Origin of the sequence: Vibrio sp. 11-4(1) (assembly GCF_013048625.1) — a bacterium.
Lineage (GTDB): Bacteria > Pseudomonadota > Gammaproteobacteria > Enterobacterales > Vibrionaceae > Vibrio > Vibrio diabolicus.
This window is the reverse complement of the sequence record NZ_VHSY01000005.1, coordinates 356,606-371,404: the sequence shown is the minus strand read 5'-3', so window position 1 is coordinate 371,404 and position 14,799 is coordinate 356,606. Positions and strand designations below refer to the sequence as shown.

Below are 14,799 nucleotides of genomic sequence, written 5' to 3'. Positions count from 1 at the left end.
GTATTGAGTTGGTTAATGGGTTAATAATTAAGAAGTTTGAAGTAAGTCTTAAATTTAAACACAGCTTCAGTGTAAGCGCGAGTCTGTTGACTTTTTCACGCATTAATTCAGTCACAACCTGCTACTTTCACCTAAGTTTTTTTATTTAGGTAAGTAATGTAATGGCAAAGAAACAAAAAATAGCCAGCTTAGAGTTTGCGCGTATAATTGCGATGTTTGCAATTATAGGATTGCACTGCCAGATGGCCCTGACATACTGGCAATGGGATGGAATACCGTGGGTTGGCTATATGCTCAACCAATTGGCTCGTTTTGCTGTGCCACTGTTTTTTCTCATTTCTGGTTATCTTATCCAGCCCAAGTTAAGCCGCGCACCTATCGAAACACTAAAAAACTACGCCAAACCACTGATGAAGGTTTGGCTCATTTGGAGCGTGATCAGTTTATTGATGCCATTCCAGTGGCAAACTGTCGCTGAGGCGGGGTATCTCGCCGAAAGGCAGGGCTACTGGGGCTACTTAATGTCGACCCCGTTCAATTCACTCGTCGAAGGCGGGCTCGTTCACCTGTGGTTTATTCCAGCTCTGGTCATTGCCGTTGCCTTAATTGCCTTCCTCGTGCATATCAATATGGCTCAATTGGTACTGCCAACCGCCGTATTGCTATACATATACGGCGTGTTTGCTGGCAGTTATTCGACCATTACCGATCTGCCAGCGCCTTTCTTTACTCGTAATGGGCCGTTTTTCAGTACTTTGCTGGTAACACTGGGTTATCTAGCACGAGAAGAACAGTGGCGATGGTCGCGAAACAATACGATTCGATGCATTCTTCTTGGTATGGCGCTGCATTTTGGTGAAGCTTATTGGCTAATGCAACACGAGGTCGCTTTTAATTCTCACGACTTCCTGTTTGGTACTGTTATCTGGGCCCTGGGTGTCTTCATGTGGCTGTTAGTCCACCCACATTTTGGCGATATGCCTTGGGTATTCAAACTATCTCCTAGCGTGTTAGGCATTTATGTTAGCCATCTTCTTGTGATAATTATTATGATGAATGTCGCTGGATTTATCGGGTTGCAACACCTTGAGAAAGATGTGTTTATTTATCCTGCAACGATTGTCGCAACCATACTGCTTGTGAAAGCAATTGAGGCTTCACCGTTGAGAAAATGGCTGCTGCGCTAAATCCATTCAGCGCTCGATATAGCTAGCTCTAACTCAAAAGGGTTAGAGCTAACCAGTTAAAAATGAGATTTCTCTCTCACTGACCAATTTTTGACTTTCTAATCCTTCAGAATTTGCCGTCACTCACAAAAAACATTGTTCATTTCCTTTAAATTGGCTCGACTATTACAACATTGCTCATTAAACGGAGGCTGTATGTGGGCAGGTCAAGGACTCGTTCCTTTTTTAGAGATTAGCCATTGGTTAACTTACGGTTTGTATGCCGCTGTGGTTTTATTTGGCGCAGCAAGCATTGCGTCACTCAGAAAATAGTGGCGCACACTATCATTTCCTAACTCCTACTGTTAATTCGAGCTCTCTCACAACTAACTCATTAATTTGTGGCTAATATTTCTCCAACCAGACAAAGGAGAAATGTCTATGCCAATCTATCCAATTGTAGCTTTCTGCTGTTTGTTGTTCTCTAGCGCCACCTTTGCTGCCCCCACCAATGAACTGAACCTTGTTAATTCTGGTGTCGGTTACGCGGCTCTCATTATCTTTTCGATTGCTTACATACTGGTTATGTTGGAAGAGTATCTGAAAATGAGAAAATCCAAGCCTGTGCTGCTCGCTGCAGGGTTAATTTGGATTCTAATTGGCTACACCTTTGCTCAACACAACCAGCCAGAAGTCGCCAAATCCGCACTAGAGCACAACTTGTTGGAATACGCGGAACTGCTGCTGTTTTTGTTAGTAGCGATGACTTACATCAATGCTATGGAAGAGCGCAAACTCTTCGATGCCTTACAGGCGTGGATGGTCGGCAAAGGCTTTGGCTTCAAAAAGCTGTTTTGGCTGACGGGGTTTCTCGCCTTTATTATTTCACCGATTGCCGATAACTTAACCACAGCCCTCTTGATGTGCGCTGTGGTGATGAAAGTCTCTGGTGATAATCCTAGATTCGTGAATCTTGCCTGTATCAACATTGTTATCGCTGCCAACGCTGGCGGTGCATTCAGCCCATTTGGTGACATTACGACCCTGATGGTGTGGCAAGCCGGACATGTCAGCTTTGCTGAATTCATCCCGTTATTCGTCCCGTCACTGGTGAACTATTTGGTTCCTGCATTTTTGATGTCACTCTTTGTTCCAAGCACCAAACCGAATACGATTCACCAACACGTAGAACTGAAACGCGGCGCGAGACGTATTGTCGCACTATTCATTCTGACGATTGCCACCGCAGTCTCTTTCCACGCTTTGCTGCACTTCCCACCCGTTATGGGCATGATGATGGGCTTGGCCTACTTACAATTTTTCGGCTACTTCTTACGCCAAACACTCAAACACTCCTTGGCAAAAAAAGCGGCCATGGCAATTGCCAATGGCGACGATCACGCATTAAAACGCTTAGGTTCAGTCGTTCCGTTTGACGTGTTCCACCGTGTATCTCGCGCAGAATGGGATACCTTGCTGTTCTTCTACGGCGTAGTGATGTGTGTCGGCGGTTTGAGCTTACTTGGCTATCTCGAACTGGTTTCAAACGTCATGTACAACCAATGGAACCCTGTCTGGGCCAACGTGATGGTTGGTGTTCTATCTGCCATCGTCGATAACATTCCGGTTATGTTTGCTGTACTGACTATGGAACCAAGCATGTCGATGGGGAACTGGTTACTTGTCACATTGACTGCGGGTGTGGGGGGCAGCTTGCTTTCAATTGGCTCTGCGGCAGGTGTCGCATTAATGGGAGCCGCGCGTGGTCAATATACCTTCTTTGGCCACCTAAAATGGGCTCCCGTCATCGCCTTGGGTTATGCCGCCAGTATTGCAGTGCACTTGTGGATGAATAGCGGTTTATTTACCTAAAAGCACCGTGAGTCAGGCGCTTAACTTGCGATATAACCTAACTGTCGGATGGATGGTTAACGCCATCCATCACTTCGATAGTTCCCAATTCATATGGGTTGACGCCCTCTAAACAGCCGACATTATAGCCGTACTCACTCGGGTCAGAGCGACGCTGATGGTGCGTATAAATACCACATTCGCCACAGAAAAAGTGCTTCGCTGTGCGAGTGTTAAATTGATACAGCTTCAAAACGTCTTCGCCTTGCACGATACGAATACCATTCAGAGGCACAGATGCCACAATCGCGCCGCGACGTCGACACATGGAGCAATCACATCGTCTCGGCTTCTCAATACCATTAGGTAATGCAAGTTCCAGCTCAACTTTTCCGCAGTGACAACTCAGTCGATGTAATGCGTTGATTTGGGTAGTGCCGACTTTCTTAATCATAACTTTTCCTTGTTGTTTTTCTACCTGTGTACATTATGTTAAACAGGCTAGCATCAGCACAATCTTGTCCAAAAACTCGACATTCATCACTTTTCGCGACATTTTATTGGCCGATTTGTTAGTTGCTATTTTGGCAACTGTTTATCTCGTTGGATGGACGTGTTGTCTCCGGCGCGGTTTTTAAACCAAGGAAAAAATTTTATGGATAAAGATCATAGCCTAAGAGAGAACCTCTTGGCTCTGACGCTCGGCAGTGCGTTAGTGTCGCTTGGGGTAATATTTTTCAGCAAAGTAGGATTGCTCACCGGAGGTACGGCTGGTTTGGCGATCTTCCTTACCAAAGTGAGTGACTTCAGCTTTGGTCAGATATTTTTCGCTCTCAACCTCCCTTTTTATATTTTGTCTGTAATGCGCATGGGATGGCGCTTCACCATTAATACTTTCATTGCGGTCTCGATTGTTTCTTTTGCGGTCGATCATCTGCACCATGTGATTGAAATTTCACGAATCGAACCTTTCTATGCAGCACTTCTAGGTGGTGGGTTAATTGGAATAGGTATGTTGGTGATTTTCCGTCACAAGATGAGTTTAGGCGGTTTTAACATTCTAGCGTTGTACCTTCAGGAACGTTTTGGAATTAGAGCGGGTAAAGTTCAGATGGCGCTCGATTGTGCCATCGTAGTGATGTCGCTGTTCATTGTGGATGCTCACCTTATCGCTCTATCCGTCCTAGGTGCCGTGGCGACAAATTTGATTTTGGCGATGAACCATAAACCAGGACGATACCAGGCAAAAGCGCAAATAGCTTAATCAACATCGTGTAATGAGTGAACTTACAAAATATGAGCCCCGAGCCATTCGCTCGGGGCTTTTTTATTCAACGTTGAGATCATGTCAACGAACTCGTTGTGCAGTATTGCTGCATCCCCACATCCACTTTAGCTTTATATTTCTGGCTAAGATGGAAGTGCACTTGCATCAGCAAATCATGCGCATGGAACAGCTCAAACGCGTCACCACCATTTTGCTGACAAATGGCTTCGCAGCGCTCGGCATGCTGCTTGGCTTGTCCGGCTTCACCCGCTTTGAGTAAACTCATCGCTAAGCGATACTCTGCACGTTCTTCTTGCATCCAACCACCCGCCACTTTCCAGTAATCCAACGCGAGCTTCGCCGCTTCTAGCATCCTCGATTTTTCCACATCCGTGCGCTCAGCCAGCGCTTCATACTGGCACGCCAAGTTGTTTGCTGTGATTGCGATAGAGCGCGCTAGCGGCCCTTCAGCATCTTGTGGTGTCATACCTAGCGCGGCTTTCTCCAGCCATTGGCTCGCCAGCTCAAGCTGAGCAAGTACAGAAAGTGCATTCGAAATCAGAGCGTAAACTCGGCGTTGGTCTTGCTCTGCTAACAACCCCACACAGTCAGTGCCATCAACGAAAAAGCGCGCAACGGCAATACTGCGTTGCAATGCCGAACTCTCGGCAACCTTGCGTTCATCAAAGCGCTCTAAACAAGCAAGAAACGGTTCTGGACGCTGGAGGTGCCCAATCGCGGTGTGCAGCATCAATGCAAATATTCGCTCGATGTGGTTAACGTTTTCAACCTCACTCAGAGCCGTTTCCAATTGAGCATAAGTTTGTTCGGGCTGTGTTTCGTGATGCTGCCAACACTCACTCATGAATGCATCAAAATCCGTTTTGAAAGGCATGTCCTTATTATCCTTTTTCTATTCGTATAACGAATATGAAACTCTACACTATCATTTCCCCTGTGCAGCACGCTTAATCACAATATGAGAATCGCTTCACTTAAAGCGGTGTACCTTGCTCCAACGCAAGTAAACGTTGCTTGCGCTCTACTCCACCAGCATACCCTGTCAATTTACCGCTTTTGCCAATAACGCGATGACAAGGTACCACGATAGAAATAGGGTTTTTTCCGTTTGCCAACCCAACAGCGCGCACAGCTTTAGGGTTGCCAATCGCGTTGGCGAGATCTTGATAGCTCCACGTCTCGCCGTATGGAATGGTCGTTAGTGCCTGCCAAACTTGATTTTGAAAATCCGTGCCTGTAGCCGCCAAAGGCAGCTCAAATTCATTACGTAGGCCAGAAAAATATTCATTCAACTGGGTAACAGCTTGGCGCAAAATCGGGTGTTGATCGTCTCGCGCTCCCAGTTCACTCGGCTTAGTGGTGCATGTTTCAAACCAAATGCCAAGCAAGCCCTCAGTGTTAGATTGGATGGTCACCGTTCCTAATGGGCTCGGCATTTCGGTATAAAATGTTTTCATGATTGATTCCATAAGTGAAACGTCGCGTAGCTTCCCCAAGGGGCCGCAGTGTGCGTATTCAGTGATGGGTAACGCTGCATCGCCTTTTTCACCACCAAGTCTTTATCTAAAAAGCAATCGGGTTGAGATTGCCCTCGCAGTTGAGCATAACTGACTGTCCAAGGTCCAATGCCTTTCAAAGCTAGCCACTGCTGGGGGTCGGTTTCTGAGTTGTCCTGCATGAACTGGGCGAAGCGTACTAGCGTCTCTTTACGGCTTTGCGGCATGCGCAAAAAGCTCACGTCGGCATTCGCTATCGCATCTGGTGTCGGGAAAAAGCGTTTTTCTGACTCTCCACTAAGTGTGGCCACCAATAAGTTAAGTTGACCAATCGCCGCTTTGACCGACACTTGTTGGCCTAAAATCGCTCGAACTCCAGCCTCCCATGCATTCCATACACCAGGAATCCGAATACCTTTACTCGACACAAGCCCCGGTGCAACATAATCCAAATGCTGCTCAACAGTACAAATATCGGCGTCAAGATCGAACATACGACGAATGTCAGACACCAAGTTTTGCAGCTTCGTTACATCTTCAATTTCAAACGCTAGCTCTAGGTACCCTTCACCTTTGGTCGCTTTAAACCATGCTTTACTGGTATCCAGACAAACGTTGCGCTGATAACTCTCATCACTCACCAGCTCAACCCCCTCAATCGCTCGTAAACGGTAAAAGTTCAACATGTGCTGCCAATTCAATTCACCTCGATAAGGCAAGGCAATTCGATTGCTACCCATACCGTCAAACTCTTTGCGACGGACTTGAGAAGGCGTCAGTTTGAGAAACTTTTGGAAAGCATCGTTAAAGCGGCGTGTACTGTTAAAACCAGACGCAAACCCCACTTCGGTGACCGACATAGAACTGGAATGAAGCAACTGTTTGGCGAACATTAATTGTTGATATTGCGCATACTGCTTGGGTGACATGCCTAGATACTGCTCAAACAACATGCGTAAGTAACGATCCGAAATCCCAACACGCTCTGCTAGCTCAGACACCGAGTGGTGATGCAACTCCCCTCGATCAATTAACGAAATCGCTCGTTGAAAGGTCGTTTCTACGCCTTTCCATGCCCAAGAACCCGGCGCGCTATCAGGTCGACAGCGCAAACAAGGACGGTACCCCGCTTGGAGAGCTTGCGCTTTATCGGTGAAGTACTCTACATTTTCTTCTTTAGGTAAATTAGCCGGACAAATTGGGCGACAAAAGATCCCCGTTGTTTTCACAGCCACATAAAATCGCCCATCAAAGCGGCTGTCTCGCGCGACTCGCGCCTTATGACACTGCTCGAAAGTCAGTGAGGTATGGGGGTGAATAAACATAGTGCTTTCCTTGCTCATGCCTTTTGTCATTTATTGTTCATAGGCATCGTTCAATATAATGTTATTGTAGCTTGCTTAAGCGTCTACAATTAGCCATTTTCGGAACTCAATATTGAGATTTATTGGCATTAGCGCTTTTGTACACTAAAGTTAGATTCAGAACATCACAACAACGTCGGCTAAAGGGAATTGGCATGGACTTACACACTTGCGTAATTGTACTAAGAAACCAAAAGGTTATTACCAGTAAATCCGTAGATCATTCAATTGGAATTATCGAACGAGACTCAGATAACGAGATCTCAGAAATTCAAATTAATGCCACGGATGGGCGTAATATTCGAACCTATCACTACAACAATGTAGAGGAGTCACTAGAGAGCTTAATGAACCTCTGACGGTTTTCTTTAACACACCTTTCTCCCTTGTTAATAGCGAAAGCAATAGAGCACAGCAACCTGTGCTCTTTTTTTGTTTAACAGCAAAAATGTTTATCGAAAATAATGATGGAGCCTGATTTAAAACACGACAAAACTGGCATAAAAAAACTCATAAAAAACACTCAAGCAACTGATTAAAAATAACAAAAATCTGTTATTCAATTTTTTAGAACGAGTTTATCAAAATACTCCCGTTATTTTTATTCTCACCGCCACCTAAACTGTTCTCAACAGCACGGGAGCACACGCTTCCCACTCATTGAAAAGAGTCAGAGGACAGAATCATGAAAGCACTATTACAGAAAATTACCACATCAAACGCAGGTTACAGCGCACTATCCCTTCGCGTTCCAATCGGCATTATCTTTATGGCGCACGGCGCACAAAAGCTGTTTGGCTGGTTTGGTGGCTACGGGCTAGAAGGCACAGGTCAGTGGATGGCATCTATCGGTTTAGGTCCTGGCGTGCTCATGGCATTCCTTGCGGGCAGCGCAGAGTTCTTTGGCGGCTTGTTCATTTTACTTGGTCTGCTAACTCGCCCAGCCGCCGTTGCTTTAGCGTTCACGATGGTGGTAGCGATATTCTCCGTCCACTTTGAAAACGGTTTGTTCATGGCAAACAACGGTTACGAGTTTGGATTAGCTTTACTGGCAGCAAGTGTTTCACTGGCGTTTTCTGGCGCAGGTAAGGCCGCGCTAGATAACTTCTTGAACAAAAAGCTCTCTTAAGGAGGCCCCATGATTACGGTAAGACATGCAGCAGACCGAGGTCGAGCAAACTTTGGCTGGCTTGATAGCAAACATACGTTTTCTTTCGGTAGCTATTACGATCCTCAACATATGGGCTTTTCTGAGCTGAGAGTCATTAATGACGATGTAGTCCAACCTGGCGCAGGTTTTGATACACATGGCCATCGTGATATGGAGATCATCAGCTATGTGCTGGAAGGTGTTATCGCGCACAAAGACAGCGAAGGTAACGTGAAAACATTACCTGCCGGGGAATTCCAACTCATGTCGGCAGGGAAAGGGATTTACCACAGTGAGTACAATGCGTCGAACCGCGACACGCTGCGCTTTCTACAAATTTGGATTCAGCCAAATACATTTGGAACCAAACCAGGTTATCAGCAAAAAGATTTTGGTCGCACGCCTGGATTAACAACTATCGCGACTCCAACAGGAGAAAACGGTACGCTACTTATTAAGCAAGATGCCACATTACATCAGTTAATTCTTGAACCAAATAGCGAACTTAACTTTGAGATAGAATCGGGTAGAAACTTATTCGTTCACCAAGTAACGGGGAGCCTTAGCATCGACAATACCACCTTGACGGCAGGCGACGGCGCGAAGATCGAACAGCAAAGTAAGGTTGTTTTACGCAATACATCAAACGAGAGCACAACCGCCCTGCTATTTGACTTGCCATAACTATCGATTCATCGAGATAAAAATAAAGCCGCCTGGATCTTCCAAGGCGGCTTTTTAATTTCTCTGACTCTTCACTCAACGCTATTCGTCGGAAATACCGGAACCAATTTGCTGAAAACTGTAAGCCGTCAGTGGATCAATCTCTTTAACAATTTCTTCCACTTGCTTAATCGCGTCTACAGACGAGCTAGCTTTACGATAGCTCAAATAGATAGGGCGACACCAATCTTCTACGCCAGACACCTTGTGAAGCTGCCCATTGGCGATAAATGGCTCTACCAGAGAGATGGGTAAGTAAGCGGCACCGCCCTTCTCTAAAATAAAGTCCAATGCTATACGCGCTGTTGACGTGCGCAGATACGGAGCCGGGATCTTAGGGTGACGTTCAGAATGTTCTGATGAGAAGCGCGTTCCCCAATCCACATACACGTATTTGTTTTCAAAAACGGTGTCTAAAGAGTCTTTCTCAGTCGATACCAGAACGAGAACAACATCAGCCACTTTTTTGCAGTTAAGCTCATCAGCTTTGATTTGGTCGAACGCAAATGCCATATCTAACGTGCGCTCTAGCAAGCTGCGACTGAGCATTTCCCGCCCCATCACTTCTGCCATAAAACCATAACCACCAAATGAATCTGTGACGACACTTAAACAGTTCTGCAAGTAAGCGTCCCAAATATTTGGCGTACCGCCTAACGTTAATTGCAGCGCTTTGCCATCTTCAAGCGATAACTCTAGCTTCGCTTGTTGCAATGTGGTGACCATCACCTCTGCATAACTGATTAAGCGCTCACCTGCAGAGGTCAACTTTATGTTATTTCGATCACGAATAAACAATTGCGTATCGAAGTAACTTTCCAATTGTTTGATACGTGCGCTCACTGCAGCTTGGGTAATATAAAGATTCTCAGCGGCGCGTCCGAAGTGACGAACCCTTGCCAGCTCTAAAAATGTTCGAAAGACTTTTACATCCATAAACCATCTCCTGGTTAATATAAAACCAGATTAACAACTAATTAAAATCATGACGACAAAAAAGTTTTGTTTTTCTTTTGTTAGCTTTACGCCTAATTTTCGCCGTAGTTCACTACATTCATCAATAACGGTTACAGAGGCTGTTGACATGTCTGACACTGAATTCCGTCATGGCAAAAAACGTTTTTACGACAACGTAAAATTCCCACGCGGCTTTGCAAAGTCTGGCGATTTTACTCTCTCGGAAGAGGAAATCCTAACAATTTATGGGGATACTATGCTTGGCTTAGAGTCAGGCGAATTAACACCTGAAAATAGCGAAGAGAAACACTTCATCAAGGTGCTAGAAAACCCAGGCAAAGCAAAAACAAAACTTGAGCGTACGTGGCTAAAGTACACCCAACTTGCTCGTGGTCGCAAGCGCTTCCACACGCTAAATGGTCGTAATAAGCCTGACGCGACAGAAGATTACATTGAAGAGAGTGTGGTCGAAGACGATTAATAACCAAATAAACTAATTCTCGCCTTTTTCTAGCAGTAGGTAATAGGCGAAAGCTCGTTTGGTTTGACTGAGCGAGCAAAACAAGCTCATTTCTTCTCCTAAAGCCCAAGGGCGCGTTCTCCCAAGGGCTTTTTTAGTATTTAGTGCTGCCAGTCTACTTTGCAAGCATCGCGATCTTTTTCAAAAAGCTCTCTTTCAAGTGCTCTTGGTCGTACTCCAATTGATAGGTATTGTGGAAGCCAACCTTTAGCTCAACACCATTCCCTCGTAAGAAAACGTTGTACCCGTCGTAATCGGAAAACGCTTCTACACCTTCATACATTTTGCCAAATTCGGTTGGTGTACCGTTGTTCATCACACATTCGTAAGCCTGTAGTACTTTGCTCGGATCTAACTCATTTTTCATACCGAATTCCTCACTGGTTTACACATTTTAATTATGGTTAAGGAATGAGCGTCGTGCCATGTCCATCCCATAATATTTGAAGTTCGTGTGCGATTTCACACTCTGTAGGTTGTTAAAAAACAAGGTTAAGTGCGAAGACAGAACTTAATTTAGATCATAAATTTTATCTATCAATCCGTCAGTTTCATAATGCAATTTCTTTGTAAAAAATCGGCTTATAAAAGCATTTAGATATAAAAACAGTCGATAATATCAACACTGGTTAAAGAAAAAGCAAAATTTTGACCTAAAACAATAGCAGTTCGTCATTACTTATTTTATAATGCGAATTAATGTTTCGGTACATCGTAAATTCCAATAACTGGGGGCACAAAATGAGACTTATCCCGTTAACTCGAGCAGCACAAGTAGGTAAGTGGGCAGCTGCGCATATCGCTAAGCGTATCAACGACTTTAAACCTACTGCTGAGCGTCCATTCGTTCTGGGTCTACCAACTGGTGGCACTCCTCTAGCAACCTACAAAGCCCTAATCGAGCTTTACCAAGCCGGCGAAGTGAGCTTCAAAAACGTCGTGACTTTCAACATGGATGAGTACATTGGCATCCCTGCAGATCACCCAGAGTCTTACCGCTCGTTCATGTACAACAACTTCTTTAATCACATTGATATTCAAGAAGAAAACATCAACCTACTGAACGGCAACACTGACGATCACGACGCAGAATGTAAGCGTTACGAAGACAAAATTAAGTCTTACGGCAAGATCAACTTGTTCATGGGCGGCGTGGGTAACGACGGTCACATCGCGTTCAACGAGCCAGCGTCATCTCTGTCTTCTCGTACTCGCATCAAGACACTGACTGAAGACACTCGCATTGCGAACTCTCGCTTCTTTGACGGCGATATCAACCAAGTGCCTAAATACGCACTGACTATCGGTGTGGGTACGCTGCTAGACGCAGAAGAAGTGATGATTCTGGTAACAGGTCATAACAAAGCTCAAGCACTTGAAGCAGCAGTAGAAGGTTGTGTAAACCACCTATGGACGGTTTCTGCACTTCAACTTCACCCTAAAGCAGTGATCGTATGTGACGAGCCAGCTCAACAAGAACTGAAAGTGAAGACAGTGAAGTACTTCTCGGAGCTAGAAGCGGAAAACATCAAAGGTTTTTAATCCATAGGATGACAGCCTAGATGCACGCTAAAAATACGAAACCCGTGATTGATCACGGGTTTTTTCTTATCTGAACAGCGGGCTTAAGTCGTTAATAAGCTTTAATACTAAACTGACGAAGACGCTTAGGCAGCACTTCATCTAACTTGTCTAGTTCACTCGGTTCGACTTCGATAAGGTTAAAATGATGCTGCTCATAAACAGTACGAATGGTCTCACGGTCAGCCTCAGCCATCTCCCCAGTATCACTTCCCCAAAACTGTAAATAGACTTTACCGCCTGGCAAATAAAAATCACTGGTGACATCTTGGTCAATCGGCAGCTGACGTTCATAAGCGTGCACCACACCAGCCAAGTACAGCCAGTTGTCGATGAGCAACTCCCCCTTAGAGCGCACGTAATGCCCATCTAATGTTCGGTGTTTGGCTTCAAACTTTTGGCGAAAGCTTGAGTAAGATTTATCCGTGGAGTGTGACTCCGCATCTTGCCCTAAAAATTCAATGACAGACTGCTTAAGACGCTTATTACGCAGCACCACATCGTGCCATACGACAAAGGTATTTTGTGTCTCTTTATCGGTTCTTTGCTGTCCACCAGCGCGTATACCAGCTTCAGTGACACTCCAACCTTCTTCAGATTTGGCGATCCACCCCAACTCACTCAACAGTTGGTTCATGCGCTTCGCATTCAGTTTCAGCTTTTCACCCAGCTGCGTGGCGCTTAATGTTTTCCCTGAGCTGGAAGTCAGCTCAATATGTAAATTGGTCGGCCAGACGATGAACTGGCCAAATTTAGGGTGATCCACATACTCGCCGCCAAACTTGGCGCCTTCTTCCGTCAGAATCCATTTTTCGTCTTGGCGAACAATGTAGCCAGCACGTTTGAGATCGGCAAACAACAGCTTGGCTTCAACCTTACGCATTTTCGCTAATGCCGACGTCGATATTTTTTCAGACATGTGGGTACCTCATGCTGCTGTAAAACTGAACACTATGTCATCATAGTAACGTATTGATTTCACGGCTTGAAGTCAGAGAAACAAGATTTCGTGTTACAAATAACAAAGCCAGCCTCAAGGGACTGGCTTTGTTATGTTAAGTTGAAAGAAGCGGGTGTTATTTAATAAAAGCGATGCAGCCTTGTAAAATCACTAAGTTCACAATGTCGATGAAGAATGCACCGACAATTGGTACCACCATAAATGCTTGTGGTGATGGACCATAACGACTCACGATAGAGCCCATATTCATGACCGCAGTCGGTGTGGCACCTAAACCGAAACCACAGTGTCCACTGGCGATCACCGCGGCATCGTAATTACTGCCCATCATGCGGAATGTTATGTAATAAGTGAACACCGCGAGTACGGCCGACTGAATAGCAAGAATAATAAGGAACGGGATCGCAAGATCAAAGATATTCCACAATTTCAAGCTCATCAGAGCCATGGCAAGGAACAGCGATAGCGAAACCGTACCAAGAATATCAACGGTTTCTAAATCAACCTTGCGCACCTTGGTCACTTCCATGATGTTGGTGATGACAACACCAATAAACAGCGCATAAACAAAATCTGGGATCATCAACCACTTGATGCCAAAACTGCTCACCCAACTCTCCAGATAGCTCGCGCCTGTCACGCAAAGCAAAATAATGGATAAGCTTTCTACAACTCTTTTCGCCGTGACACGATCTTCTTCATGTTCGTTATAGGTCACCAATTCAGGGAAACTCTGATGACTTTGGTTGGTGCGTCCGTATTCCGATTCTAAGTTGTGCTTGTTGAGTAACTTTTGCGCGACAGGACTGCCAATAATCCCGCCCATGACCAAGCCAAACGTAGCAGAAGCCATCGCCACTTCTAGGACATTGTGCAAACCATACATTTCTTGAAAAGTTTGCGACCACGCCGCACCAGTTCCATGTCCGCCAGAAAGCGTAATAGAGCCGGCGATCAACCCCATGAGTGGATCTAACCCCAATGCGGTTGCTAATGATACGCCGACCGCATTTTGGATAAGAATGTAGACCGATGCCACAACAAGGAAGATGAAAACCTTCGCACCGCCTTTAATCAGTTGGGTGTAATTTGCCGCTAAGCCAACCGTCGCAAAAAACATCAGCATAAAGGTGTTTTGCAGTGGTAAATCAAATGATACATCCACACCATTTAAGTGCATCGTCGTGATCACGCAAGCCACCACTAGACCACCAACAATTGGCTCTGGGATATTGAATTTCTTTAAGGTTGGTAATTTGGTGTTAATGAACTGCCCTAAAAATAACACGCAAATTGCGACGAGAAACGACTCTTGTGGGCCGATAGATATTACCTGATTCATGAGACCTCTTTACTCTCCTCTTTCTCATTCATTGAGCAAGCGCCCAACGTGAGATAGGTGCCTAAGTCAATCAGATTGCCTCTCGAACCTTTTGTTTTCTAGGGTGTATTTACCACAAATTCTCATCAAGTAAGAAATGGATGCACCCAAAATCCCACTGATTATCATTATATGAGAATACCAATACCAAGCTGGTGGTAAATACCTTGATTGGATTAAAAAAATAACACTTCTCAACTTATGAGAAGTGTCTAATTTATGTTCACAATAAAGTCTTCAAAATAGCTATCACATAGGTAGATATTTAGGGAAAGCGAAGGCTGGAACATACGCTTAATTTTAAATTATTACTTTCTCTCCGGCACACTAGGTGTTATACCTATATATAACACCACTTCAG

General features: G+C 45.0%; 16 protein-coding genes. 8 read left to right on the top strand and 8 right to left on the bottom strand.

The annotated features are described in order from the left end of the window. The first annotated feature begins 161 nt into the window (after positions 1 to 161). Both FKN16_RS12620 and nhaD read left to right on the top strand, forming a co-directional pair. Entirely contained in the window at positions 162 to 1,187 is a 1,026-nt protein-coding gene (locus FKN16_RS12620; protein ID WP_170902837.1) for an acyltransferase family protein, read from the top strand. Between the two features lie 420 nt (positions 1,188 to 1,607). Then, entirely contained in the window at positions 1,608 to 3,038 is a 1,431-nt protein-coding gene (gene nhaD, locus FKN16_RS12615; RefSeq protein ID WP_170902836.1) for a sodium:proton antiporter NhaD, read from the top strand. A 37-nt stretch (positions 3,039 to 3,075) separates the two neighbouring features. On the opposite strand, the gene FKN16_RS12610 is transcribed toward nhaD, so the two are convergent. After that, complete coding sequence (locus FKN16_RS12610) at positions 3,076 to 3,471, bottom strand: GFA family protein (protein WP_053809316.1); 396 nt, start codon at positions 3,469 to 3,471, stop codon at positions 3,076 to 3,078. 201 nt (positions 3,472 to 3,672) lie between these two features. Between FKN16_RS12610 and FKN16_RS12605 the strand changes: the two genes are divergently transcribed. Beyond that, positions 3,673 to 4,281 carry a YitT family protein gene (locus tag FKN16_RS12605; RefSeq protein ID WP_170902835.1) on the top strand — a complete coding sequence of 203 codons (609 nt, stop codon included), beginning with the start codon at positions 3,673 to 3,675 and terminating at the stop codon, positions 4,279 to 4,281. Between the two features lie 79 nt (positions 4,282 to 4,360). On the opposite strand, the gene FKN16_RS12600 is transcribed toward FKN16_RS12605, so the two are convergent. The 3 genes from FKN16_RS12600 to FKN16_RS12590 all read right to left on the bottom strand — a co-directional run bounded on the left by FKN16_RS12600 (position 4,361) and on the right by FKN16_RS12590 (position 7,126). Continuing rightward, entirely contained in the window at positions 4,361 to 5,179 is an 819-nt protein-coding gene (locus tag FKN16_RS12600) for a hypothetical protein (RefSeq protein ID WP_170902834.1), read from the bottom strand. A gap of 100 nt (positions 5,180 to 5,279) precedes the next feature. Further along, positions 5,280 to 5,762, bottom strand: coding sequence for a methylated-DNA--[protein]-cysteine S-methyltransferase (locus FKN16_RS12595; protein WP_005392035.1), 483 nt, complete (start codon positions 5,760 to 5,762; stop codon positions 5,280 to 5,282). After that, positions 5,759 to 7,126, bottom strand: coding sequence for an AlkA N-terminal domain-containing protein (locus tag FKN16_RS12590; RefSeq protein WP_170902833.1), 1,368 nt, complete (start codon positions 7,124 to 7,126; stop codon positions 5,759 to 5,761). Before FKN16_RS12590 ends, FKN16_RS12595 begins: the two co-directional genes overlap by 4 nt. Positions 7,127 to 7,320: 194 nt before the next feature. On the opposite strand from FKN16_RS12590, the gene FKN16_RS12585 reads away from it, so the two are divergent. The 3 genes from FKN16_RS12585 (at position 7,321) to FKN16_RS12575 (ending at position 8,999) form a co-directional block, all read left to right on the top strand. After that, positions 7,321 to 7,524, top strand: a complete 204-nt coding sequence (locus tag FKN16_RS12585; protein ID WP_017633816.1) for a hypothetical protein — start codon at positions 7,321 to 7,323, stop codon at positions 7,522 to 7,524. 326 nt (positions 7,525 to 7,850) lie between these two features. Continuing rightward, a complete protein-coding gene (locus FKN16_RS12580; protein WP_005392037.1) occupies positions 7,851 to 8,294 on the top strand; it encodes a DoxX family protein in 444 nt (147 codons plus the stop codon). A gap of 9 nt (positions 8,295 to 8,303) precedes the next feature. Then, entirely contained in the window at positions 8,304 to 8,999 is a 696-nt protein-coding gene (locus tag FKN16_RS12575; RefSeq protein ID WP_005392038.1) for a pirin family protein, read from the top strand. An 81-nt stretch (positions 9,000 to 9,080) separates the two neighbouring features. Here the strand turns inward: FKN16_RS12575 and FKN16_RS12570 are convergent, their stop codons facing one another. Then, positions 9,081 to 9,974: a LysR family transcriptional regulator gene (locus tag FKN16_RS12570; protein WP_046875618.1), complete on the bottom strand. Its 894-nt coding sequence runs from the start codon at positions 9,972 to 9,974 to the stop codon at positions 9,081 to 9,083. Between the two features lie 148 nt (positions 9,975 to 10,122). On the opposite strand from FKN16_RS12570, the gene FKN16_RS12565 reads away from it, so the two are divergent. Then, positions 10,123 to 10,476, top strand: a complete 354-nt coding sequence (locus tag FKN16_RS12565; RefSeq protein WP_170902832.1) for a DUF413 domain-containing protein — start codon at positions 10,123 to 10,125, stop codon at positions 10,474 to 10,476. A gap of 154 nt (positions 10,477 to 10,630) precedes the next feature. Here FKN16_RS12565 and FKN16_RS12560 read toward each other — a convergent pair whose 3' ends face one another. Beyond that, positions 10,631 to 10,882, bottom strand: coding sequence for a DUF3081 domain-containing protein (locus tag FKN16_RS12560; RefSeq protein ID WP_005392042.1), 252 nt, complete (start codon positions 10,880 to 10,882; stop codon positions 10,631 to 10,633). Positions 10,883 to 11,256: 374 nt separating this feature from the next. Here FKN16_RS12560 and nagB point away from each other — a divergent pair, with 374 nt between their 5' ends. After that, entirely contained in the window at positions 11,257 to 12,057 is an 801-nt protein-coding gene (gene nagB / locus FKN16_RS12555; protein WP_006740926.1) for a glucosamine-6-phosphate deaminase, read from the top strand. Between the two features lie 91 nt (positions 12,058 to 12,148). On the opposite strand, the gene FKN16_RS12550 is transcribed toward nagB, so the two are convergent. Together FKN16_RS12550 and gltS are read right to left on the bottom strand one after the other, a co-directional pair. Then, positions 12,149 to 13,015, bottom strand: a complete 867-nt coding sequence (locus FKN16_RS12550) for a glycerol kinase (protein WP_170902831.1) — start codon at positions 13,013 to 13,015, stop codon at positions 12,149 to 12,151. A 157-nt stretch (positions 13,016 to 13,172) separates the two neighbouring features. Beyond that, entirely contained in the window at positions 13,173 to 14,399 is a 1,227-nt protein-coding gene (gltS, locus tag FKN16_RS12545; RefSeq protein WP_046875620.1) for a sodium/glutamate symporter, read from the bottom strand. Between the last annotated feature and the right edge of the window lie 400 nt (positions 14,400 to 14,799).